Annotated in this window: 19 protein-coding genes; 10 read left to right on the plus strand and 9 right to left on the minus strand. The window is 71.3% G+C overall.

Going from position 1 to position 22,824, the window contains the following annotated elements; genetic code table 11:
- Positions 1 to 9 precede the first annotated feature (9 nt).
- Entirely contained in the window at positions 10 to 3,405 is a 3,396-nt protein-coding gene (locus U5K29_05425) for a UvrD-helicase domain-containing protein (GenBank protein MDZ7677969.1), read from the minus strand.
- Complete coding sequence (locus tag U5K29_05430) at positions 3,402 to 6,560, minus strand: PD-(D/E)XK nuclease family protein (GenBank protein MDZ7677970.1); 3,159 nt, start codon at positions 6,558 to 6,560, stop codon at positions 3,402 to 3,404. Before U5K29_05430 ends, U5K29_05425 begins: the two co-directional genes overlap by 4 nt.
- An 88-nt stretch (positions 6,561 to 6,648) precedes the next feature.
- On the opposite strand from U5K29_05430, the gene U5K29_05435 reads away from it, so the two are divergent.
- Positions 6,649 to 7,434 (plus strand): ParA family protein, encoded by a 786-nt coding sequence (locus U5K29_05435; GenBank protein ID MDZ7677971.1) that lies wholly within the window; start codon positions 6,649 to 6,651, stop codon positions 7,432 to 7,434.
- A gap of 18 nt (positions 7,435 to 7,452) precedes the next feature.
- On the opposite strand, the gene U5K29_05440 is transcribed toward U5K29_05435, so the two are convergent.
- The 4 genes from U5K29_05440 to U5K29_05455 all read right to left on the minus strand — a co-directional run bounded on the left by U5K29_05440 (position 7,453) and on the right by U5K29_05455 (position 11,294).
- The gene (locus U5K29_05440; GenBank protein ID MDZ7677972.1) at positions 7,453 to 8,256 is read right to left on the minus strand and encodes a hypothetical protein; all 804 of its coding nucleotides are present in this window, start codon (positions 8,254 to 8,256) and stop codon (positions 7,453 to 7,455) included.
- 83 nt (positions 8,257 to 8,339) lie between these two features.
- On the minus strand, positions 8,340 to 9,059 hold the full coding sequence (locus tag U5K29_05445; protein ID MDZ7677973.1) for a PIG-L family deacetylase: 720 nt from the start codon (positions 9,057 to 9,059) through the stop codon (positions 8,340 to 8,342).
- 29 nt (positions 9,060 to 9,088) lie between these two features.
- Positions 9,089 to 10,267, minus strand: a complete 1,179-nt coding sequence (locus U5K29_05450; GenBank protein MDZ7677974.1) for an MFS transporter — start codon at positions 10,265 to 10,267, stop codon at positions 9,089 to 9,091.
- A 16-nt stretch (positions 10,268 to 10,283) separates the two neighbouring features.
- Positions 10,284 to 11,294 (minus strand): hypothetical protein, encoded by a 1,011-nt coding sequence (locus U5K29_05455; GenBank protein ID MDZ7677975.1) that lies wholly within the window; start codon positions 11,292 to 11,294, stop codon positions 10,284 to 10,286.
- Positions 11,295 to 11,407: 113 nt separating this feature from the next.
- Here U5K29_05455 and U5K29_05460 point away from each other — a divergent pair, with 113 nt between their 5' ends.
- The 3 genes from U5K29_05460 to U5K29_05470 are packed head-to-tail and all read left to right on the plus strand — an operon-like array spanning position 11,408 to position 13,601.
- Entirely contained in the window at positions 11,408 to 12,283 is an 876-nt protein-coding gene (locus U5K29_05460) for an alpha/beta hydrolase (GenBank protein MDZ7677976.1), read from the plus strand.
- A 15-nt stretch (positions 12,284 to 12,298) separates the two neighbouring features.
- Positions 12,299 to 12,823 carry an orotate phosphoribosyltransferase gene (pyrE, locus tag U5K29_05465; GenBank protein ID MDZ7677977.1) on the plus strand — a complete coding sequence of 175 codons (525 nt, stop codon included), beginning with the start codon at positions 12,299 to 12,301 and terminating at the stop codon, positions 12,821 to 12,823.
- Between the two features lie 37 nt (positions 12,824 to 12,860).
- Complete coding sequence (locus U5K29_05470; GenBank protein MDZ7677978.1) at positions 12,861 to 13,601, plus strand: class I SAM-dependent methyltransferase; 741 nt, start codon at positions 12,861 to 12,863, stop codon at positions 13,599 to 13,601.
- Positions 13,602 to 13,619: 18 nt separating this feature from the next.
- Here the strand turns inward: U5K29_05470 and U5K29_05475 are convergent, their stop codons facing one another.
- Genes U5K29_05475 through U5K29_05485 form a run of 3 tightly spaced genes read right to left on the minus strand, consistent with a single transcriptional unit; the run spans position 13,620 to position 16,624 of the window.
- Positions 13,620 to 14,807 carry a DUF222 domain-containing protein gene (locus U5K29_05475; protein ID MDZ7677979.1) on the minus strand — a complete coding sequence of 396 codons (1,188 nt, stop codon included), beginning with the start codon at positions 14,805 to 14,807 and terminating at the stop codon, positions 13,620 to 13,622.
- Positions 14,808 to 14,836: 29 nt separating this feature from the next.
- Positions 14,837 to 15,640, minus strand: a complete 804-nt coding sequence (locus tag U5K29_05480) for a crotonase/enoyl-CoA hydratase family protein (GenBank protein MDZ7677980.1) — start codon at positions 15,638 to 15,640, stop codon at positions 14,837 to 14,839.
- 6 nt (positions 15,641 to 15,646) lie between these two features.
- On the minus strand, positions 15,647 to 16,624 hold the full coding sequence (locus tag U5K29_05485; GenBank protein ID MDZ7677981.1) for a fatty acid desaturase family protein: 978 nt from the start codon (positions 16,622 to 16,624) through the stop codon (positions 15,647 to 15,649).
- 35 nt (positions 16,625 to 16,659) lie between these two features.
- Between U5K29_05485 and U5K29_05490 the strand changes: the two genes are divergently transcribed.
- From U5K29_05490 to U5K29_05515, 6 genes are all read left to right on the plus strand, one after another.
- Positions 16,660 to 17,436 carry a PaaX family transcriptional regulator C-terminal domain-containing protein gene (locus U5K29_05490; GenBank protein ID MDZ7677982.1) on the plus strand — a complete coding sequence of 259 codons (777 nt, stop codon included), beginning with the start codon at positions 16,660 to 16,662 and terminating at the stop codon, positions 17,434 to 17,436.
- A 46-nt stretch (positions 17,437 to 17,482) separates the two neighbouring features.
- A complete protein-coding gene (locus tag U5K29_05495; protein ID MDZ7677983.1) occupies positions 17,483 to 18,568 on the plus strand; it encodes an ABC transporter ATP-binding protein in 1,086 nt (361 codons plus the stop codon).
- Positions 18,565 to 19,521: a sugar ABC transporter permease gene (locus tag U5K29_05500; GenBank protein MDZ7677984.1), complete on the plus strand. Its 957-nt coding sequence runs from the start codon at positions 18,565 to 18,567 to the stop codon at positions 19,519 to 19,521. Before U5K29_05495 ends, U5K29_05500 begins: the two co-directional genes overlap by 4 nt.
- On the plus strand, positions 19,511 to 20,371 hold the full coding sequence (locus U5K29_05505) for a carbohydrate ABC transporter permease (protein ID MDZ7677985.1): 861 nt from the start codon (positions 19,511 to 19,513) through the stop codon (positions 20,369 to 20,371). The genes U5K29_05500 and U5K29_05505 overlap by 11 nt, the downstream gene beginning before the upstream one ends.
- Before the next feature lie 41 nt (positions 20,372 to 20,412).
- Positions 20,413 to 21,849 carry an ABC transporter substrate-binding protein gene (locus U5K29_05510; protein ID MDZ7677986.1) on the plus strand — a complete coding sequence of 479 codons (1,437 nt, stop codon included), beginning with the start codon at positions 20,413 to 20,415 and terminating at the stop codon, positions 21,847 to 21,849.
- Between the two features lie 90 nt (positions 21,850 to 21,939).
- A complete protein-coding gene (locus U5K29_05515) occupies positions 21,940 to 22,821 on the plus strand; it encodes a DUF4328 domain-containing protein (protein MDZ7677987.1) in 882 nt (293 codons plus the stop codon).
- Positions 22,822 to 22,824: the final 3 nt, after the last annotated feature.

The following is a 22,824-nucleotide window of genomic DNA, read 5'->3' on the forward strand; positions in this document are numbered from 1 at the left end:
CCCCTCACCCTACGAGCGCGGCTCGGCCGCTCCGAGGTGGCGGCGCACGCGGGCCATGGCGGCATCGAGGTCGGCGACCGAGCGCTCGATCGCCCCGTCGGACCGGCAGAACACGAACCGGCACCCGACGACAGCGAGTCCGGTGGCGGCTTCGAGGGCGACGGCGTAGGCCGCGCCCTGCAGTTCGTAGGCGGCGAGCTTCTCGTCGACCTCGGCCTCGGTGCGGACCGTATCGGTCTTGTAGTCGACGATCACCAGACCGTCGTCGGTCTCGGCGAGCAGGTCGATGTAGCCCTCGAGCACGACCTCGCCGACGGGCGCGGCGACATAGATCTCGCGGTGGGCGATCCGGGCGGTGCGCACGGTGTCGGACGCCAGCGCCGACCGGGCCATGGCCGCGACCGTGCCCGCGTGCTCGGGGATGGACTCGTTGTCGGCCTGCCGGGCAGCCTCGGACTCGACGTCGGGGTCGGGATCGGCCAGGTCGAGCAGTTGCAGCGTGGCGTGGACGGCGCGCCCGATGGCGGTGCCCGCCCGGCCCCGGCGGCGTTGGGGTTCGACCTCGGGGTCGGCGTGGTCGTCGGGCACGTCGAGGCCCTCGGGCACGGGGACATCCTCGGCCTCCTGCACGGAACGGGCCAGCGCCGTCGCCGAGACATGGCGGCGGGCGCCCTGCTCGTCGAGCAACCGACGCCGCTCGGCGATCCACTTCCTGCGCTGGTCGGCCACCGGCTCGGCCTCGGCGTGCTCGGCCTGGGCAGGGGCGGGCGCCTTGCCCAGGCCGAGCCGCTGCTGGTCGGAGACGGTGTCGGCGCTGCGCCATCGGTCGGGGCAGGTGGACGCCGCGCCGGTGATGAGGTCGGCGAAGGAGCCGTTTCCGGCCCGGTGGTGGGTCGTGACGACGAGGTGGTCGCGGGCCCGGGTGCAGGCGACATAGAGCAGGCGAAGCTGCTCGTGACCCTCCATCTCGCGCTCGCGGTCCGCGAGGTCGCGGTGTCCGAGGGTGGACCGGTCCTTGCGGAGGGCGATGCCGGGAACACCGTCGTCGGTGTCCCAGATGACGTTGGCCCCACGCGGCCCGCGGCGGGGGGCGGCCGAGGTGCCGGCCACGACCGCGATGGGGAACTCGAGGCCCTTGGACCCGTGGATGGTCGTGATGGACACGGCGGCGTCGTCGGGATCACCGCCGACGGGCTGGTGCACGGTGATGGTCTCGGAGCGCTGGCGCTCGGCCCACCGCAGGAAGGCCCGCAGGTCGCCACCCCTGGACTCCTCGAAGTGCCGCGCCTGGTCGAGCAGGTAGCGAAGGCGGCTCCAGGACTCGGCTGGCCGCTCCGCACCGAGAGCGACCAGGACCGCCCGACGGTCGATGAGGAGCCGGTGCAACAGCGACGACGGGCGGACCCACCACCGGTCGTCCCAGAGCGAGCGGAGATGAGTGAGCGCCGCCGCGACCGGGTGGTCGGGCCCCAGCTCGGCGGGCGGTTCACGCCGGAGGTCCCACCGCCCACCGGCATGGCGGTGCTCGAGCAGGTCGTGGTCGCTGCACCCGTACAGCGGCGAGCGCAGGGCCGCCACCAGGGCGAGCTCGTCGCTGGGATCGTCGACCGCGGTGAGCGCCGACAGGGCGTCGCGCACCTCCTGGGTGTCATAGACCAGGGTCCCGGTGCTGAGGTGGTAGGCGACCCCCGCCTCGGTGAGCTCGGTGGTGAGCGCGCCCAGCTCGGTGCGGGTGGGGATGAGGACGGTGACATCGGAGAGCCGCGCCGGGCGCCATCCCCCCGGTGCGTCGTCGTCGGCGACCGGCCACGCCTCGGGCGTGTCGCGGACGGTGGCCAGGACCCGGGCCACGTCGCCAGCCTCGGCGTGGCGGACCTCGGCCGCCCGTGCCTTGTCGTGGGGGCTGCCGAGCAGCAGCGGGCGGTGGTCGGCCAGCGGCGACGGGGAGCGGTGGGGATGCAACGGCTCGTAGGCGGGTTGCATGCCGGCCAGCTCGGTGGGCATCAGGTGGCCGAACACCTGGTTGAGCCAGTCGATCACCGGGGCCACGGTGCGGAAGTTGGTGGTGAGGTGCTGGAGGGCGTCGCCACGCCCGAAGGTGTCGCGGGCGGCGAGGAAGAGCTCGATGTCGGCCCGCCGGAACCGGTAGATCGACTGCTTGGGGTCGCCGACGAAGAAGAGGCGCCCGTCGGGCACCGACGCGTCGCGCCACGATGGTCCGTGGTCGACCTGGTCGACCTCGTCATCGCCGCCGACCGCGCCCGCGATCATCACCGCCAGTCGGATCTGGAGCGGGTCGGTGTCCTGGAACTCGTCGAGGAGGAGATGGCGGTAGCGCTGGTGGAGCCCCTCCCTCGCGGTTCGGCTGGTGGCCAGGAGCCGCACGGCGAACACCAGCAGGTCGTGGAACTCGAGCCGTCCCTCGACCCTCCGGGACTCGGCAGCCGCGACGAGGTCGCGGGCGATGAGGGTGCGCAGCCGGACCAGCACCTGGTGACAGGCCGTGCCGATGACCTCGTCGCGCACCTCGTTGACCGACTCCACCTGGGCCTTGGCCGCCTTGGCGTCGCCGTTCCAGGCGCTGGCCCTCCCCCGGTTGCCGGGACCCCACGGCTTGGCGGCGCCGAGGGCCCGAAGCTTGGCGTGCGCGTCGCTGATGGAGACGAGGTCGGCCAGCTCGGGGAGCAGGCGCTCGACGAGGTGGCAGTAGAAGCCATCGGAGGGGTCACTGCACCGGTCGGGCAGCGCAGCGAGCGACTCGACCGCGTGGTCGAACGGCCCGAAGTCGACGGCGCCGAGGGGAGGGTGCTCCTGGGCCGCGACCGGGGCGAGTCGGTCCCAGCTCTCGCCGAGTCGGGCCGCGACCTCGCGCAGCGACGGCTGACCCTCGTAGGCAGGCTCGAGCACGATGCCGAGCAGCGATGCCCGCACGAGCAGCTCCTCGTTGGCCGGGTCGTCGTGGAGCCCGTCGACGAAGCGCTCCCAGCGCTCGTCGCGCTCGACAGCGGAGCTGATCTCGTCGAGCACGCCGATGCGGGGCGGGAGCCCCGACTGGGTGGGGTGCTCGCTGAGGATCCGCTGGGCGAACCCGTGCAGGGTCGAGATGGCGGCGAGATCGACATCGGCCAGCGCGACGCGGCACCGGTCGCGCTCGGTGTCATCGGTGGCCTCGTGGTGGCGTCGTTCGAGCTCGACCCGCACCCGGTCGCGCAGCTCGGCGGCAGCCGCGTCGGTGAAGGTGATGGCGGCGACCGCGGTCAGCGGCACTCCCCGGTCGGCGACGAGGTTGACGATGCGGGCCACGAGCTGGGAGGTCTTGCCGGTGCCCGCCCCGGCCTCGACGAAGAGGGTGCGATCGAGCCCGTCGCGGCTGATGATCTCGCGCGCCTGCTGGTCGACGATCATCGCGCCATCTCGGCCGGGTCGGCAGTGTCGGCGTCGTCGGACTCGGCGACCGCCGGTACGAGTCGGCGCCGGACGGCCAGCTCGGGGGCGTCGACCTTGGCCTCGGCTCGCTCGCCCCGATCGACGGGGCAGACGCGGTCGAAGTCGCAGTACGCGCAGGCGTCGTGCGTGCCCCGGAAGTGGTCGTACTCGCCGGGCGTGGCGGGGAACACCCCGGCCTCGATGCCCTCCACCATGGCGCCGACGAGGTCGAGGAACCGGTCTTGGCGCTCGGGCGTCCACGCATAGCCGAAGGTCGCGTAGCGGGCGGTCTCGTCGACCATCCAGTAGTAGGCGGCCGCATCGAACCCGCCGAGGCGCTGCCGGGCCGCCTCGGCGTAGAGACCGAGCTGGAGGGTGGTGCCCGCCAGGAACGGATCGTCCTCGAGGCCACGGAACCTCGTGCCCTTGCCGGTCTTGTAGTCGATCACGACCCAGTGCCCGTCGTCGGTGCGGTCGACGCGGTCGGCCTTGCCCCGGAACCTCAGCGTGCGCCCGTCGGGGAGGCCGAGCACGACAGGATCGGCGTCGTCGAGTCCGAACGGCAGCTCGACCGAACGGGGGCGGGAGCGCCACGCTGCCCGTCGCTGGTCGTCGGCGGTGAGGAAGCCGTCGAGGAGCGCGTGCAGCCGCTGGCGCTCGAGCCGCCACAGGATGGGACGACCGGTTCGACCCTGCGACTCGTAGTCGTCGAACACCTCGGCCGCGATCTGGCCCAGCCGCTCGCGATGCGCCGGGCTCCAGGGCGTGTCGGGGTGGGGCGCACCGGCCTCGATGACCTCGGCGAAGAACCGTTCGAGCGCCGTGTGGACCGCCGAGCCGCGGTCGCGCGCGTCGATCTCGCGAATGCGCTCGGGATCGTCGCGGTCGCGCAAGCCGAGCGCGTGGCTGAGGAAGTATCGGAACCCGCACGCGGCCCACTCCTCGAGCCCGGTGGGCGACAGGAGCGCACCATCGCGGGTGGGGCTGGGAATCGGCACTGGTGCCTCGGCGAGGTTGCCGTCCCACTCGGTGAACTCGTGCGAGCGGCGCCCGAGCAGACAGCGCAGGCCCCGCCCGACCTCGTGGTCGACCGCGGGATGGGCGAGCGCGTCGCCACCGACGTCGACGATCCGGGCGAGGTCGCGCTGGTCGTGCTCGAGCACCGAGAGCGGGACCCGAGCGGCCCGGACCGCGGCGGCGGGCGAACCCACCACCTGCACCACCGGCGACGAGAGGGAGGCGAACTCGGTGCTGTAGACGCGGGTGCCGGCGAGCACCGAGACGGTGTCGAGCAACCAGCGAGACGGGAGGTTGGCGCTGCCGTTGCGCAGGTTGCCCCGAGGATGGACGAGCGTGCGCGCCCCTTCAGGCGCCGAGGCCAGCGCGGCGAGCAACGCCCGGTGGTCGTGGTGGAGCCGCTGGGACCGCAACGGCAGCTCGCCCGGCCGGGCGCGTGCACGTACCGCATCGGGCAGCAGGCTGTCGTCTCGCCGAGGGCTGGGACAGATGCCCTCGGCGAGACCGAGCACGACGACCGCGTCGAGATCCTGGCCGGGAGCGCTGGCCAGCGGACCGTAGGCGACGCCGTCGCCGAAGCGGCCGGTACGGCCCCGTCCAGCCTCGAGCTCGCCGGCGAGCGCACGAAGGAAGACCTCGTGGGACGGGCTGGGCTCGATCTCGTCGAGGAGGGCGAGGCGGGTGAGCGCGTCGTCGACCCGTTCCGCCGCGTCGGCCTCGGCCTCGGGCCAGCGCTGACGCCGGTGCTCGGCGCCGAGGAGGTGGGTGAGCAGGTCGCGGGCAGCGACACAGGTCTGGTGCCAGCCCGTTGCCGCCGCGACCGCCTCGACCCATTCGGCCAGCTCGGAGACGAAGGTGCCCAGCGCGTCGAGCTCGTCGCGCTCGGCGACCAGCCGGGGAACACGGTCGAGGTCGGGCCCCTGGGCGGTCTCGATCCGGTGGGTGAGGTGGGCCCGCCTGGCCGACAGCTTGCGCCGCCAGTCACCGAGCCCTTGTACGACGCCGGCGGTGCGCGAGAGCTGCTCCCACGCCCCCGGACGAGCGTGACCGGGGCCGGCGCGCACCGGCGCGGAGGCCACCAGCGCCATCACGCGGTCGCGCCGCCACCGCTGGGCGGGGAGCTCGAGCGCCCCGAGCAGCGTGCGCCCGGCGACACTGTCGGCCAGGCGCTCACGGGAGGGCCCGTTCGCCGGCAGGCCGGCCTCGGCGAGGTGGTGCTCGAGCGCACCCACGTAGGGGTCCGACCGCGGGTAGTAGATGGCGACGCGGTCGAGCGCGACCCCGGTTCCGGCGAGTTCGAGCACCCACCGGACGGCGGCCCGGACCTCCTCGTCGGGGTCGGGCACCGAAACGACCGCCGAAGCGGTGGGCGGCGCGGGCACCTCGACGCTGGCGGGCATGGGGATGGCCGACCGTTCGCAGAGCTCGAGCACCGCGGCATCGGCGTCGGCGGCGCCGGTGAGGCCGACGATGACGGTGGTGTCGAGCGCCGCAGCCAGCTCGGCGACCATGGTGTCGAGGGTGGGGCTCGTCGGTTCGGGGAGGTGCCACACCAGATGACCGAGCGGCGCCGCCGCCGCGACGAGGTCGGGACGGGAGGCGACGGCCCAGGCCAGTTCGGGCTCGCCGTAGAACCCGGTGAGGTGCCTCGCGACCCGACGGTGGAGCGCGACCGCAGTGGCCGAGATGCCGCCCGAGGCCTCGAGCGCGTCGAGCGTGGCGGCCGAGACCTGGCTGAGCTCGCCGTAGAGGGCGGCGACCGAGGCCTCGGTGGCCGGATGCGACGCCACCTCGGCGAAGGGCCCCGGGTCGTCGGCGAGAGCCCGGCGCACGGCGGCGCCGAGCACCGGGTTGGTGATCGGGCGCAGGCCCCGCAGCGAGGGTGGAGCGAGGCGGTGGGCGACCTGGTACGGGGTGAGGAACCCGACGTTGGCCAGGCCGGGCGCTCCGAGCGCTCCCCCGCCGAGCAGCCGCCGCAGCGACAGCCCGGCGAAGTTGGACCGAACCACGACGGTGACCGGCGACAACGGACCTGGCTGCTTGGCACGGGCGATGGCCCCGGCCAGCGCCTCGGTGGCGGCCCGTCCGAAGGCAGCGGTGTGGACGTCTCGGATCACACCACGACCCTACGCAACCCCTGTGACAGCCATGATCGGTGGGATCGACCAACCGACCCCATCAGCGGTGACGTGGCAGCATGGGTCCATGACGACGACGGTCGCGGTGATCAACCAGAAGGGCGGGGTGGGCAAGACCACGGTCACCCTGGGCCTCGCTTCGGCGGCGCAGGTGGCCCGGGTGCCCACGCTCGTGGTCGACCTCGATGCCCAGGGCAGCTCGTCGTGGGCGCTGGGCCTCGAGGTGGACGACAACACCCTCACCATCTCCGACGCCATCGCCGCCAACCGCGACGGTGCCGCCCGTGACGCGGTGGTCGAATCGGGCTGGGGCCCACCGATCGACGTGCTGCCGGCCGGCCGTGACCTGGTCGACCGCGAGACCGAGGTGCGCGCCACCGATCCCGCCCACCGGCTCCGACGAGCCCTGATCGGGGTCACCGACCCCTACGAGCTGGTGCTCATCGACTGCCCACCCTCGCTCGGACTCACCACCCACACCGCGCTGGCAGCGTCCGATCTCGCCTTGCTGGTGGTGGAGCCGGCGGCGTTCTCGTTGCGGGGCGTGGCCGCGGTGACCGACGCCATCGACGACGCCTGGAGCGACCTCAACCGCTCCCTCGACATCGCCGGGGTGGTGGTGAACCGGGTCCCACCAGCCTCGACCGAGGCCGAGGTGCAGCTCGACGCCCTCCGATCGCTGGTCGGCAAGCGGGGCGTGTGGACCCCCTATGTGCCCCAACGGGTCGCGGTCAACGAGGCGATGGGGGCGCGCGAGTCGATCCACGCCCACGGCTGGCGGGGGGTCGAGGTCGCCGAGGTGTTCGACGCGCTGCTGGCCAAGCTCCGCCGCGCCGCCAAGCGACGCGACTGACCGCAGGCCTCCACCGGCTCAGACCTCTTGACAGCTCCCGCCCGGCTGGCGCTCGGCGACGTTGTCGTCATCGACCAGGACCTCGAGGCGCACCCCGGGGTCGTCGGTCATCGAATCGACCGTGTCGGCGAGCAGGTTGCACAAGGCCAGGGCGTCGACCTCCCCGCCGTCTTCGGGGAGGTACACGGTGAAGTCGACCACGACGAGGTCTCCGCTGGGGAAGATCCCGACACCGCTGCCCGAGTTCTCGGCGACGAACTCGTCGAGGCGCTCCTCCAGCGCCTCGCGCACGTCGCCCGCCGACAGGTCATCCATCGCCGAGCCGTCGCTGGCGGGTCCGTCGACGCCATCCGCGTCGTTCCCTTCCGACGCCTCGTCGTCCTCGTCGAAGAAGTCGCCATCGCCGCCTCCGACGTCGGTGCCGGTGTCGATGCCGCAGACCTCGGTCATGTAGGTGTTGATGGTCTCGGTCGCCGCGGTCAGCTCAGGGTCCATCATCAGCGCGAACGCCGCGCCCATGGCCTCGGGGTCGTCCTCGTCGAGCCCTTCCAGCTCTTCGATCTTCCCGGCGAACAGCTGCATGGCCTCGCGCACCTCGGGATCGGGAGCCTGATCTGCCACGCCGGTGAACATGGCCAGGGCCTCGAGGTCGTCCATGTCGCTGGCGTCCTGCTCGAGCTCGGCCATCAGCTCGCAGAACTCGTCGTCGGACATGGCATCGCCTCCACCGTCGTCGCCGCAGGCGGCGAGCAACAGTGCGAGCGCGGACAGGAGGATGGCGAGCCGCGTCCAACGGTGGGGGGTGTGGCGAAGGGAGATCATGGCGCTGCACGCTAGTGCAGGTGCTGTCGGACCCCCGGGCACCCATCGGACTGGCTGCTCGACGCGGCGGTGGGGCCGCGACGTCACCGGGCCCTGATGAAGCACTCCTCGGCAACGCTGGCGCGAAGGTCGTCCTCGCTCAGCAGCGCCAGCGACGGGGCGATCTGGGTGTGCATGGAGCAGAGCGCGGTGGTCTTGCGGTCGAGCAGCTGCTGGTCGAGCCACAGTTGCACCGCGAGCCGGTCGGCGGGGACGCCGTCGGGTCGTTCGTCGGTCATGTAGATCTGCCACTGCTCGTAGCGGTCGCTCCACTCCTCGAGGTGCTCCTCGGAGAGGGCGGCGTGGAGGAGACGTCCCCCTCCCCCGGCGGCCTCCCAAGCCTGCGCTACCCAGTCCGACACGGTCTGGTGGTCGGGATGGAAGGTGCGCCCGTCGGGGCCGAAGGTCAAGATCGTGTCCGGGGCGACCTCGTCGATGAGCGACGCGATCCGCTCGATCGGCTCGTCGGGATCGAGGGTGGCGAGTCCACCGTCGGGGTAGTCGAGGAACCGGTGGTCGCCCACCCCGAGGATCGTCATTGCTGCCGCGGCCTCCCACCGTCGCACCTGCCCCAACCGTTCGGGCGGCCAGCGATCGGGATCATCGGTCCCCAGCTCACCAGCGGTGGCCGACACGCACACCACCCGCTGCCCGTTCGCCGCGGCGCTGGCCATGACCCCACCGGCGAGGAACGTCTCGTCGTCGGGGTGAGCCCACACCGACAGGACGGTGCCCAGCTCGTGGGGATGCAGATGGCCTTCCATCGACCTCCAGCATGCCACCGCGGCGCTGGTCATCGCTCGATGTCGACCTCGCGGGGGCGGTAGCTCTCACGTGTGGCGACCGCGAGCAGCGAGGCGATGACCAGGGCCGCGGCACACGCCGTCCATGCCAGCGAGTACGACCAGCGGTCGGCGATGACGCCGAACAGGGCCGGGCCTCCCGCTCCCCCGGTGGCCAACCCGGTGAGGACGATCCCCGCCGCGACGGCCGGGGCGTGGGGCCTGGCCCTGACGGCGCTGAGGAACGCGAGCCCGCTCCAGCCCCAGCCGGCTCCGAGCACGAGGATCGCCCCCGCAACCACGAGGACCGCGACCTCTCCGATGATCAGCATCACCGCGCCCACCGCGCCCAGCGCCAGCGATCCGGTCAGCATCAACCAGGTGGCCGACGGCGCCTTGTCGCTCAACCAGCCGAGCGCGAACCTGGCGATGACACTGGCTACGCTGGCCACCGCGAGCAGGGTGCCCGCTGCCCCCGCGCTCCAGGTTCCGTCGTCGGTGACCGCCGGGACGAACAGCGTGGCCGCAGCCGACGAGGCGGCCGACCCGGCGGCCACCCCGACCGCGAACAGCACCAGCCCACCCCGGTTGTCGGGCTGATCGGATGTGGCAGGAGCAGCGGGCGGGCGGCCCCCACGAAGCTGCGGGGGCACCACGAACAGCACCAGCGCAGCCATGCCCGCGCCCACGAGGAACGCCGAGCTCCAGCCGGAACGCTCGACGAGCAACGGGATCGACAGACCGGCGAGCATCGACGCCGCCGGGACGCTGGCCTCCTTGGCGCCGAAGGCGGTGCCGTGGCGTTCGGCGCGGATCGCGTCGGCGAACGAACGGGCCCCGCCGGTGTCGATCAGCCCGATGGCGCTCCCGCCCACCGCGAGGAGCGCCGCGAGGTGCCACCAGGCGTCGGCGACAGTGCCGAGCGCGAGCAGCACCACGGCGCTCATGATGACCCCGAGCCGCATGGCGCTGGTGGCACCGATGCGTTCGGTGACCCCGCCCATGACGACGGCGGTCAGAGCGCCGCTGGCGAAGAAGATGGTGATGGCCAGCCCCGCGCCCGCCGACCCGAAGCCCATGTCGTCGCCGATGTCGCCCGACAGCGCGCCGACGAGGAACACCGGCATGACCCCCATGGTGAGGGTGGCGCTGGCCGCCGCGGTGATGCGGAGCTGGTAGGGAGTGGGCACAGGATCCCCGATGGTGTCAGGCGCGAAGCCCGCGACGTGAACCCATTGCACCGACGGCGCCGCCGACGAGACCGCCGGACACCAGGACCAACATCGCGATCCGCAGCGGACCCATGAGCTCGGCGATGACCACCCTCGCAGCGCGCCGGAGGCCCGGATCGTCGATCAGGTGCTCGATGTCGACCGCCACCCGCCACCAGTAGAGGAAGGCCAGGGCGGCCAGCACCGCCACCGCCAACCCGAACACCGCTCCCGAGCGCCACCGGTCCGGATCCATCAGTGCGGCGGCGGTTCCGGACACGGCGAGGAGCAGCACCCACGCGAACAGTGGAAGATCGCCGGCACCGGCGGCCCCTCGCGCCGATCGCAGCGCGAGGCCTCCGTCGTCGACCGTCGACGTCTCGTAGACGACGACGGTGCCGACGTCTGCGCCCACGTCAATCCCCGCGTTGTCGGCCAGCCAGGAGCGCAGCTCGTCGAGACCGTCGCGAAGCGCGTCCTGGAGACCACCGAGCGCCCTGGGGGCGAGCCCCCGACCCACGAGGCCGTCGAGACCGGCGGCAACCACGCCGGTCAGGTCGAGCCGCACGACCTCGTCATCCAGGGCGAGCATCCCCGACGGGGAACGGCCGTCCCTGATGACGGTGACCACCTCCGAGTGGGTCTGGCGCACCGCTCCCCGGAGCCAGCCCTGGACCGTGTCGGTCTCGACCACCCGTTCCATCTGCTCGGCCAGCTGGTCGCGGACGAACCGTTCGGCGCCTTCGCCGATCCCGCTGAGGGGCCAGGGGAGCAGATCGCCGGGATCGACCACCAGCAGCATCAGATCGACGGTCTGGTCGGTGGCTGCCCGCGAGACAGCGGTGACCACCTCGGGATCGTCGAGCACCCCTGCCACCGTGTCGGCGAAGCGGTCGCTGTCGAGCGGGTGGCGTTCGGCCCAGATCGAGGTCACCACGGCGACAAGGCTCACCGCCGCGACCACGGCGAGCACGTCGACCAAGCGGGGCGGGACTCGTCGTGGCATCGTCACAGTCTGTCCACCCGAGGCGACCGACGCGCCGTCACGACGACCTCAGCTGCGATGATCACCGCAGTGCCCGGACTCGGCTGGCTGGGCAGTTCCGAAGGAGTCCGATCATGACCAGCCCGACGACCTGGAAGCAGTGGAGCGAGACAGCTCGGTTCGTGCGCAGCGGGCCGGTGCAGGTGGCTGTCCACCAGCGTGGCGCCGACGACGGGCCGGTCCTGACCTTCCTGCACGGGTATCCGTCGTCCTCGTTCGACATCGAACCTGTGCTCGGCCACCTCGATCCCGCCTGGCGGGTGGTCGCCGTGGACCTGCCCGGCTTCGGGGCCTCGGACAAGCCCGCGGATCACCCCTACTCGATCCCCGGCGCGACCGACGCCGTCGAGGACGTCTGGCGAGATCTCGACATCTCGACCACGGTCGTGGCGGCCCACGACTACTCGGTGTCGGTCGCCCAGGAGCTCCTCGCCCGCCACACCGAAGGATCAGGCGGCGGCACGGCCCTCGATGCCGTGGTCCTCATGAACGGTGGCCTCTATCCCGATCTGCACCGGCCGACGCGTGGCCAGCAGGCCCTGCTCGATCCCGAGCACGGCGCCGAGTTCGCGGCAGCGATCGACGAGGCCGCCTTCGTCAAGGGGATCGAGCGCACCTGGGGACAGCGGGTGCCGCTCGATGTGCACGCCGCGACCGAGATGTACGCCTCGATGGCCGAGCACGGCGGCGTCGCCATGATGCACACCCTGTTGCATTACATCGCCGATCGCCGCGAGCACGCCGATCGGTGGAGCCGTGCGCTCGAACACACGGAAGTCCCGCTCTCCTTCGTGTGGGGCGATCTCGATCCCGTCTCCGGTGCACACATGATCGAGCGGGTCGAAGATCGGTGCTCCACCGCCCGCGTCGTGCGCCTGGCCGACGTCGCCCACTGGCCACCGCTCGAGGCCCCAGACGTGGTCGCCGCCGAGATCGACCGTTTGCTGTAGAGGGAGACTGCTGCCGTGACCGACCCCACCATCGATCTGGCCAGGCAGGTGAACGAGCGCTGCCGGCTGACCGGCTCCTTCGCCCTGCGCTCGGGCCAGGGGGCCACGACCTACTTCGACAAGTACCTGTTCGAGGGCGACCCGGCGATCCTGCGCGAGGTGGTCGAACAGATGGTTCCTCTCATCCCCGACGGCTCCGAGGTGCTGGGCGGGCTCGAGCTCGGCGGCATACCGGTGGCGACCGCTCTGTCGCTGGCCACCGGCCTGCCGGCGGCATTCGTACGAAAGGAAGCCAAGACCTACGGGACCGCCAAACTGGCCGAGGGCGCAGACATCGCCGGCAAGCGCGTGCTCATCGTCGAGGACGTCATCACCACCGGCGGCCAGGTTGTGGCCTCGACGCTCGAACTACGGCGCCGGGGCGCGACCATCGACGACGTGCTGTGCGTGATCGACCGCACCGACGGCGACCACTCCAAGCTCGACCAGATCTCCCTGCAGGTCCGTTCGCTCTTCACCAAGGCGGACCTTGGCGACTGAGGTGCATGGCGCTCGTCTGGCCGCAGCACGATCGACCATGATGCTGGGCATGGTGTCCTTCGACACGGTCGCCGACGAGTACGACGCGGCGCGGCCCTCATATCCCCCGGCGCTGTTCGACGCCCTCGGGGATCTCGACGGGCTGCGCGTGCTCGACATCGGCGCCGGGACCGGTATCGCGACCCGGGATCTGCTGGACCGTGGAGCGAGCGTCATCGCGGTGGACACCGGTGCCGAGGTGCTCCGCCGCGCCGTGACCCGATCCCCGGACCTTCCGGCGGTGGTCGCGGACGGTGCCGTCCTGTCGGTGCGCGCCGGCAGCATCGACCTCGCCTGCTTCGCCCAGGCCTGGCACTGGTTGGATCCGGCGACCCGGGTTGCCGAGATGCATCGGGTTCTGCGCCCGAGCGGCCGATGGGCCGGCTGGTGGTCACATGCCCGAGCCGACGACGAGGCGTGGTTCGACCAGTACTGGTCGACGATCGAGCGATCCTGCCCTGGCACCCATCGCGACCAGCGCGACACCGACTGGGGAGCGACGCTCGCCGACGCCGAGCTGTTCGACGTCGAGGCGCGCCGCGACCTCGCGTGGACACGTACGATCACCACCGACGATTGGATGGCCGACCAGGCGAGCCACAGCTACGTCATCGGCCTCGACGCCGCAGCGCGAGCCCAGCTCCTCGGCGAGCTGCGCGCCATCGTCGCCGCGTCCTTCCCGGCGGGCACGATGTCGGTGCGATACGAGACCTGGCTCTGGATCGCGACCAGGGCCTGAACCTTGCCCACCTCTCAGTCACCAGTCGTCGTCTTGGTCGTCGGGGTTGGGTGGGCGTCGTCGGCGTCGGCCGCTGTGGTGGGCGGGACATCGGAGGCGTCCGTTGGTCTGGATGGTGAGCCCGTCGGGTTCGTAGGGTTCGATGTGGTCGACGTCGCAGCGATGGGCGGGGGTGGTGCAGGTGTCGGTGTCGCAGCGCCGGTCCCGGACCTGGACGGCGCGGCGGGTGGCGCCGGTGAACAATCGTTGGCGTTCACCGACATCGAGGACTCGTGATGGGCCGTCGAACACGACCCGTTCGACATCGGCACCGTTGAGCAGGGGCAGGATCTCACCGGGGGTGACCACCGGGCCGGTGGAGAGCTCACACACCCGGCCGGCCAGGGTCGGGTAGTCGACCAGCACGGTGATGAGTGGCCGGGGTTGTTTCGCGCCCTTGGGGGCACTGGTGGCCCGGCGGGCCATCTCGATCAGCGCGTCATAGCGGCGCTGGGCGCCGCTGCGGGCCAGATCCGTGTCGGTGGCCGCCTCGCCCAGGCGGTCGCGGGCCTCGGCCCAATCGTGCTTCCACAGTTCGTTCTCGATGCGTTCCAGCGCGGTGCGGAACTCGGCGAGGCCGATCGGGTCGAACCAGGCGTCGAGGGCCCCGGTGCCATCGAGGGTCTCGGACAGATGCAGCCGCCGGGCCTCGTACCGATCCCTCGCCTGGTCCTCGGTGCCGTCGGGATCATGGAGCTGACACCAATAGGCGATGGCCCGACAGAAGTCGTCGAAGCGCAAGCTGCGGGCCTGGTCGACCAGCATCTCCTCGTCGACTGCGAACGCGTCGCGATCGACCCTGGCCGCACCGATCAACCGCTGCACATGAGCCACCGCGATCTCCCCCGCCCCATGGGCCCGGTCGGTGACCGGCATGTGCCGCAGGCGCCGGGCGCGACGCACCACCGAGCGGGCTTCGCCCACCGGCCGACCAGCAGCACGGCCCAACCAGCCCGAACACGACTTGGACCCGTCACCAGCCCAGATCCGCCGCGCATCGGCCTCCCCCGCCAGATGCGCCACCGCCGCATCCAACGCCGACCCCGCCCGCATCGCCGCCACCAACGCCCCGGCCAGCTCGTCGTCACCCAACCCGGCAGGGTCGAGCTCGCCCAACCCGGCCAGGGTGGTGTTCAGTTCGTCGAGCAGCTCTCGAACCATCTCCATGCATCGAGTATCTCATGGGGGTGTGACAGTCAAGACCGCCCCGAATCGTGCCATGCCGGCTCTCCATGGCGGCCCTCGCCGGCGGCGAAGCGGGCGGCGCCCTCGAGCGTCTCGCCCGACCGGATCACCTCGAGCCCCAGGCGGGTCTCGTTCGCCATCGCCGAGGCGTGGTCGAGCGACCACTGGTCGATCGCCGAACGCCGGTCGCTGCGCAAGCAGTTCTGGGGACGCGCGGCCAGCTCGTGAGCGAGGGCAACCGCGGCCGACCGCGCCTCGCCGGGCTCGACCACCCGGTCGGCCAAGCCGATCGTGTGGGCCTCGTCGGCTCCGACCCCACGACCGGTCAGGATCATGTCCATGGCCCGCCCGTGGCCGACCAAGCGGGGGAGGCGAACCGTGCCACCGTCGATGAGGGGCACACCCCACCGGCGGCAGTAGACCCCGAAGGTGGCGTCGCGGGCCGCGACCCGGAGATCGCACCACACCGCCAGCTCGAGCCCGCCGGCGACCGCGAACCCCTCGACCGCGGCGATCACCGGCTTGGAGAGATCCATCCGCGTGGGACCCATCGGGCCGTCGACCGCCATGTCGGGGTCGACCCGGTTGCCCCGCCCATCGGAGACGCCACGGAGGTCGGCACCCGAACAAAACGTGTCACCGGTCCCGGTGAGCACCGCCACCGCCAGCGAGTCGTCGCCCTCGAAGTTGCCGAAGGCCTCGGCCAGGGCATCGGCGGTGGGCCGGTCGACCGCGTTGCGCACCTCGGGCCGGTCGATGGCGACGACCATCACCGGGCCGTCGGTGGCGACCACGACCGTCGGGTGATCGGACACCGATGCCTACTCCTGGTCGGAGGGGCGCGACGCCAGCGCCTGCCACAGCGACCGGTAGGTGCGGTACTCGAGGTCGGGGGTGACCCAGCCCGAGGTCACCAGCTCGTGGTGGAGGGCCGGGAGCTGGGTCCACGGCACCCCCATGTCGACGTGGTGGGCCAGGTGCCACCCGGTGTTGTAGGGCACGATGGTGAGCCGGGGCAGCAGCGACTGGCGGACGTGGTGGGTGGTGCGACGACGATCGTCGCTGCGCTCCATGCCCGCGTGCTCGGCGATGGCCCGCAGACGGTTCATGACCCGCCACGAGGTCATCCACGGCAACAGCCACAGCAGGAGGTACAGCTCGGGTCGGCCGGCCAGAGCGAACGCGGTCGCCAGCACCACCTGCACCCCGAGGATGCGCAGCGCCAACGGCCGGGCCGTCGGCGACAGGGTGGCGCGCAACAGCGGGGTGAGGTTCTTCCATCCCGAGATGCCGACGGCGTCGCGCACCAGCTTGCGGCGCAGGCTCGACCGGGTGACGGGATAGCCGGCATAGAGGCCGAGGTCGGGCTCGTTGGGACCGAACTCGTCCTTGTGGTGGGCGAAGTGGCTGCGGCGGTAGGCCTCGAGGGGGATGAACGCCGGGTACGCCAGCAGCCAGCGACCCACCAGGTCGTTGACCGACTTGTTGGTGAACAGAAGCTTGTGGGCGGCCTCGTGGGCGAGGATGGCCAGACGGGCGAAGGTGGCGCCCATGGCGACGACTGCAACGAGGTAGGCGACCGGGTGCGCCAGCCAGGCGGCCAGCGCGATCACGACCAGCGCCTGCAGCCACGCGACGGCGACGGCCCACACGTTGCGGCCGTTGGAGATCCGTCGCAGCTCGGCCCGCAGGGCGGGCACCGGCATGCCCGATGCGGTGAGCCGCTCGGTGGGCAACACCTCGGGCAGGTGCTCGACTGGGGGCACCATCGTCGGGGCCGGCGGGGTCGTCGTGGTCATACCTCGACTGTAGTACAACTATTGGACAGATGTCGATGGAACGTAATGCCACCGCCGGTGCCCGCACCCTGACCGCCCGCTCGGTCCTGCTGTCGGTCCTGTTGGGTACCGATCCGCCTCGGTTGCCCGTTGGCCTGCTGGTGCGCACCACCGAGCTGTTCGGCATCGCCGAGGGCACCACCCGCACCGCGCTGTCGCGCATGGTGGCCACCGGCGAGCTCACCACCACCGACGGCTGGTACGAGATCGCCTCCCCCCGCCTCCTGCAGCGCCAGAGCCGCCAGGCCCAGAGCCGCGTGGGCGCGACGAAGCCATGGCCCGGCGAGTGGGTGCAAGCCACGGTGGTCACCGACCGGCGGCGCCCGGCGGCGGAACGGGCCGCGTTGAGGGTCGAGCTCACCGAGGGTCGCTTCGCCGAGCTGCGCGAAGGCGTGTGGCTGCGACCGGACAACCTCGACCACGCGCCATCCGCCCACGGGGGCGACCTGGTCTGGTTCCGTTCCCGCCCAACCGGCGACGCGACCGAGCTCGCCCGGCGTCTCTGGGGCCTCGACGGCTGGGCCGCCCAGGCCGACCGGCTGCGACGACGCATCGCTGACCTGGTGACCCCGCTCGAGGCGGGCGACCGCACCGCGCTCGCCGACGGGTTCGTCCTGTCGGCCGAGGTGCTCCGCCAGCTGCAGGCCGATCCGCTCCTCCCCGACGAGCTGCTCCCCGACCGGTGGCCGGGCACCGAACTGCGAGCGGACTACGAGCGGTACGACACGGCCTACCGGGGCGTTCTCCGCACATGGTTCGCCGAGCACCGGTGAGCAGCGCCTAGCGTGTTGGCGTGTCGAACCAGACGGGGTGTCCACCGTGGCGGATGTGACCTTCGAGGCGGTCTCCAAGCACTTCGGTGAGGTGGTGGCGGTCGACGACCTCACCCTGGCCGCCGGCGATGACGACTTCCTGGTGCTGCTCGGCCCGTCGGGGTGCGGGAAGTCGACCGCACTGCGGATGCTGGCTGGGCTCGAGACCCCGACGGCGGGCACGATCCGCATCGGTGGTGAGGTGGTCAACCACATCGAGCCCAAGCAGCGCGACGTGTCGATGGTGTTCCAGAGCTACGCGCTCTATCCCCACAAGAGCGTGTTCGCCAACATCGCGTTCCCCCTCCGGGCCCGCGGCGCGTCGAAGGCGGAGCAACGCAGCCAGGTCGAGTCCGCCGCCACGATGCTGGGGCTCGACGAACTGCTCGACCGCAGGCCCGGCCAGCTGTCGGGCGGTCAGCGCCAGCGGGTCGCGCTGGCCCGAGCAATCGTGCGCCACCCACAGGTGTTCCTCATGGACGAGCCGCTGTCCAACCTCGACGCCAAGATGCGGACCCAGACCCGCGCCGAGCTCGTCGAGCTGCACCAGCGGCTGCGCACCACCTTCATCTACGTCACCCACGACCAGGTCGAGGCCATGACCATGGGAACCAAGGTCGCGGTGATGGAGTCCGGACGGCTGCAACAGCTCGGGCCGCCCCAAGAGGTGTACGAACGCCCGGCCAACGTGTTCGTCGCCCGGTTCATCGGCAGCCCACCGATGAACACCCTGGGCGGTGCGATCATCGACCGCGACGGCCAGCGCGTGCTCGTGCTCCCCTCGTTCGAGATCGTGCTCCCAGAGGAGCTGGCCCACCAGCTCGAGGTGGGCGACCACGCCGAGGTGATCGTCGGGGTGCGGCCCGAGCACCTCCGGATCGCCGACGAGGGGCTACCCGCCAAGCTGCGGGTCGTCGAGTCGCTCGGCCACGAACGCCACCTGGTGTGCGAGTCCGGCGACGGCGAGATGCTGATCGCCCGCGTCCCCGCCGACGCGCCGCTTCCCGCCGAGGGAACGACGGTGCACCTGTCCACCACCGTCGAAGCGCTGCACCTCTTCGATGCCGCGACCGGCGACCGGATCATCCCGTGAGCACCACCGGCTCCTCGATCCCCGGGACCGCGCCACTCCGCGGGGCGGGCGGGATCGAGGACCGGTCCGTCTCTCCGGCAGGATCGAGGCCGCGCCGCGAGTGGCCGCTGGCACTGCTCATGTTGTCGCCGTCGATCGCCGTGTTCGGGGTCTTCATCTTCTACCCCCTCCTGCGCACGATCTGGCTGGGGTTCTACGAGATCAACATCTTCGGCGATGCGCGGTGGGTGGGGTTCTCCCAGTACGCCGAGGTGCTCACCTCGCCCCAGTTCCGCGAGAGCCTGTGGGCCACCGTCCTGTTCACCTTTCTCACGGTGCCGCTCGGCATGGTCGCCGGGCTGGCGCTCGCGGTGCTGGCCCACCAGCGCCTCCGCGGGATCGGGGTGTTCCGCACGATGTTCTCGTCCACCGTCGCCACCTCGGTCGCGGTGGCGTCGCTGATGTGGCTCACGCTGCTGAACCCCTCGGTCGGCATCATCAACCAGTTCCTGCGCGGCGTCGGCCAGGACCCGATCAACTTCCTGCAGCACCCCACCTGGGCGTTGCCGTCGGTGGCGCTGGCCACCGTGTGGCTGCACCTCGGGTTCACCTTCATCATCATGAGCGCGGGCCTGCAATCGGTCCCCGACGAGCTGCTCGAGAGCGCCGTGGTCGACGGCGCCAGCCCCTGGATGCGCTTCCGCGAGGTGACCCTGCCGCTGCTTTCTCCCACCATGTTGTTCGCGCTCGTGGTGCTGACGATCAACGCCTTCCAGTCGTTCGGCCAGATCGACCTGCTCACCCAGGGAGGGCCGCTGGGCCGCACCAACGTGTTGGTGTACTCGATCTTCCGCCAGGTGCCCACCAACCCCGGTGTGGCATCGGTGCAGGCCTTCGCCCTGTTCGGGATCGTGCTCACCCTCACCCTCGTCCAGTTCAAGGTGCTCGAACGGCGGGTGTTCTATGGCGATTGACGTCGACAACCTGCCACCGCCGTCGCCGCTGTCGGCGAAATGGCGGATCGCCGGTCGCTACGCGCTCCTCGTCGTCGCGGCGGTGGTTGTGGTCTTCCCGATCTACGTCGCGATCGCGGTGGCCATCCAACCGTCCTACCGGTTGCTCGACTTTCCCGCGGTCCTGTTCCCCAGCGACGTCGACCTCGGGGTGTTCGAGCGGGCGTTCTCCCAGGCGAACCTGGGCGGGTACCTGTTGAACAGCGCGATCGTGGCGGTGGTCATCACCGCCGGCCAGGTCGTCACCTCGATCCTGGCGGCCTATGCCTTTGCCTTCCTGCGGTTCCCGGCCAAGAACCTGATCTTCGTGGCGTTCCTCGCCACGCTCATGGTGCCCACCGAGGTCACGATCGTCGCCAACTTCGAGACCATCCAGCACCTCGGCTGGCTCGATTCGTACCAGGCGCTCACCGTGCCGTTCCTCGCGTTCGCCTTCGGCACCTTCCTGCTGCGCCAGACGTTCCTGCAGGTGCCCCAGGACCTGCGCGACGCCGCCGCGCTCGACGGATACGGCCACTGGGGCTTCCTCTTCGGCGTCGCGGTCCCCCTCGCCCGCCCCATGATCGCCGCCCTGTCGGTCTTTTCGTTCCTCATGGCGTGGAACCAGTACCTGTGGCCGCTGCTGGTCACCAACGACGACCGCTTCCGCACCGTGCAGATCGGCCTGAAGGCGCTGTCGTCGGCCAACATCGACCAGCTCAACCTCATCATGGCGGGCACCATCGTGGCGGCGGTGCCCATCTTCGTGCTCCTGATCGCCTTCCAGCGCCAGCTCGTCCGGGGTCTGACCTCGGGGGCGGTCAAGGGCTGAGTAGCGTTCGTCCCAACACCCTGGTCACCAAGGAGTCCCACGTGCTTCGACCCAGCAACGCCCGGCGAACGCTCGCCATCGTCTCGGCGCTCGCGCTCACGCTGGTGGCGTGCGGCAACGACGACGGCGACGGCGACGCAGCCCCGCCCGCCGACGGCGACGGCTCCACGACCACCGAGGCGACCGTCGACCCCGAGCGGTGCCCCGTCGATGCGCTCGAGGACGCCTCCGGCCCCGTCACCATCGACTTCTGGCACGGCATGACCGCCGAGAACGAGACCACACTCGAAGCGCTCACCGACGAGTACAACGCGTCGCAGGATCGGGTGCAGGTCAACCTCGTCTACCAGGGCAGCTACGACGAGACCGCCCAGCAGTACTTCGCCGCCGCCCGTGGTGGCGAGCTCCCGTCGCTGGTGCAGATGGAAGAGACCCGCCTGCAGATGGCGATCGACAGCCAGACGATGCTGCCGGTGCAGGCCTGCATCGAAGCCGACGGCTACGACACCTCCGACCACCTCCCGGTGGTGATCGACCAGTACACCGTCGAGGGCCAGCTCTGGCCGATGCCGTTCAACACCTCGGGGCCGGTGCTCTACTACAACACCACGATGTTCGACACGGTCGGACTGACCGACGACGACGTGCCCACCACCCTCGAAGAGCTCCGCACCGTGTCCGAACAGGTCGTGAGCTCGGGCGCCGCCCCCTACGGGTTCGCGCTGGAGCTCTCGCCCTGGTACCTGGAGCAGTGGTTCGCCATGGCCGGCGAGCCACTGGTCGACAACGACAACGGTCGCACCGGTCGCGCCGCCACCACCAACCTCGACAGCGAGACCGGCCAGATGATCTTCGCCTTCGTCGACGACATGGTCGAGGACGGGTTGGCCACCAACATCGGCCGCAACACCTCGGCGGTCGACGCGCTCCTCGCCATCGCCAACGAGGACGTGGCCATGACCTTCGGCACCTCGGCCGCCCTCGGCTCGATCCTCTCGGTGCTCGAGTCCGGTCAGTTCCCCGACGTCGGCGTCGGCGTCGCCCCCCTCCCCGGCCCGACCGGAGGCGGCATCCTGGTCGGTGGTGCCGCCATCTGGCTGGTCGAGCGCGAGCAGACCGACGCCGAGCGGGCGGCGGCGTGGGACTACGTCCGCTTCCTCAACGAGCCCGAGCAGCAGGCCACGTGGCACACCGGCACCGGCTACATGCCCATCCGTCAGGCGGCCATCGACCTCCCCGAGGTCGCCGAGCTGTGGGCCGACCAACCGTTCTTCCGGGTTGCCTACGACCAGCTCCTCGCCTCCGAAGCCGACTTCGGCGGCCCGGTCGTCGGCGACTACGCGGGCATGCGCGACGCCATCGTCCAGGGCCTGGAACGCATGCTGTTGCAGGACATCGCTCCCGAGGTCGTCACCGCCGAGGTCGCCGAACAGGCCGAGGCCGCCATCGAGGCCTACAACAGCAGTGTGGACCGCTGACACCGGGTGGCCGACTGCTAGGTTGCCGGTCGTCGATGCACCGTCGCGCCCAGCGAGCGGCGGGGTCGATGGCGGGAAGGAGCCCCAGCGTTGAGTGACAATCCCATGGGCCCCGACTGGTGGCTGGCCTCGGACGGCAAGTGGTACCCACCGACGTCGCGGCCCGGTGCCGGCCCCACTCCGATGGTCGAGCAGGGTCCCGCCGATTCGCCGCCCTCGCCCGACTGGTGGTTGGCGTCGGACGGCAAGTGGTACCCACCGTCGCTGCGTCCGGGCGCGTCGATGCCGGGCTACGGGGCACCAGCCTCGGTCAACCCCATGCTGGCGGGCTGGCTCCAGGGCCTGCTCTATGCCTCGGCGGCATTGGCGGTGTTGGCCCTGGTCTTCACCCTGCGCGCCCTCTCGACCTTCAACGACTACCAGGACGGCCAGAGCCGGTTCAGCGCCTGGTCCGACGCCCATGACGGCCAGGTGGCGGGCCTGGGACTGCTCTACCTCGTGATGCTCGCCACCGGCATCCTCATGATCATCTGGACCTACAAGGCCAGCCAGACCGCCGACCGGCTGGGCCCCGGTGGCCGCACGTGGGGACCGGGGTGGGCCATCGGTGGCTGGTTCATCCCCTTCGCCAGCCTGGTCATCCCCAAGCTGGTGCTCAACGAGATCGAACGCGTCGCCACCGCTCCCCGCTCGGGTGCACAGGTCGTGGCCGCGTGGCGTCGCCAGTCGACCTCGGTGCTCGGTTGGATCTGGTGGCTCACCTTCGTGGCCGCTTCGGTCCTGCTGGCCGCCTCGTTCGCCTTCGAGGACCCCGACACGCTCCTGCGCAGCGCCTCGGACATCCGTGCCGGCTACACCCTTGCCGCCCTGGCAACCGGGTGCTTCGCGGTGTCGGGGGTGCTCGGCGCCCTGTTCGTGCGCAGGCTCAGCCAGTACCTCTCACCACACTCCGTCGATCACGACTGGTCGTGACCT

The organism is Acidimicrobiales bacterium, assembly GCA_034521975.1.
Classification (GTDB): Bacteria; Actinomycetota; Acidimicrobiia; order Acidimicrobiales; family SKKL01; genus SKKL01.

Coding starts and splice junctions, on each gene's coding strand:
- U5K29_05485 (MDZ7677981.1), bottom strand. CDS start 16,624: ATGACCACGACGACCCCGCCGGCCCCGACGATGGTGCCCCCAGTCGAG.
- U5K29_05475 (MDZ7677979.1), bottom strand. CDS start 14,807: ATGGAGATGGTTCGAGAGCTGCTCGACGAACTGAACACCACCCTGGCC.
- U5K29_05435 (MDZ7677971.1), top strand. CDS start 6,649: ATGACGACGACGGTCGCGGTGATCAACCAGAAGGGCGGGGTGGGCAAG.
- U5K29_05460 (MDZ7677976.1), top strand. CDS start 11,408: ATGACCAGCCCGACGACCTGGAAGCAGTGGAGCGAGACAGCTCGGTTC.
- U5K29_05470 (MDZ7677978.1), top strand. CDS start 12,861: ATGATGCTGGGCATGGTGTCCTTCGACACGGTCGCCGACGAGTACGAC.
- U5K29_05490 (MDZ7677982.1), top strand. CDS start 16,660: ATGGAACGTAATGCCACCGCCGGTGCCCGCACCCTGACCGCCCGCTCG.
- U5K29_05425 (MDZ7677969.1), bottom strand. CDS start 3,405: ATGATCGTCGACCAGCAGGCGCGCGAGATCATCAGCCGCGACGGGCTC.
- U5K29_05455 (MDZ7677975.1), bottom strand. CDS start 11,294: ATGCCACGACGAGTCCCGCCCCGCTTGGTCGACGTGCTCGCCGTGGTC.
- U5K29_05505 (MDZ7677985.1), top strand. CDS start 19,511: ATGGCGATTGACGTCGACAACCTGCCACCGCCGTCGCCGCTGTCGGCG.
- U5K29_05440 (MDZ7677972.1), bottom strand. CDS start 8,256: ATGATCTCCCTTCGCCACACCCCCCACCGTTGGACGCGGCTCGCCATC.
- U5K29_05445 (MDZ7677973.1), bottom strand. CDS start 9,059: ATGGAAGGCCATCTGCATCCCCACGAGCTGGGCACCGTCCTGTCGGTG.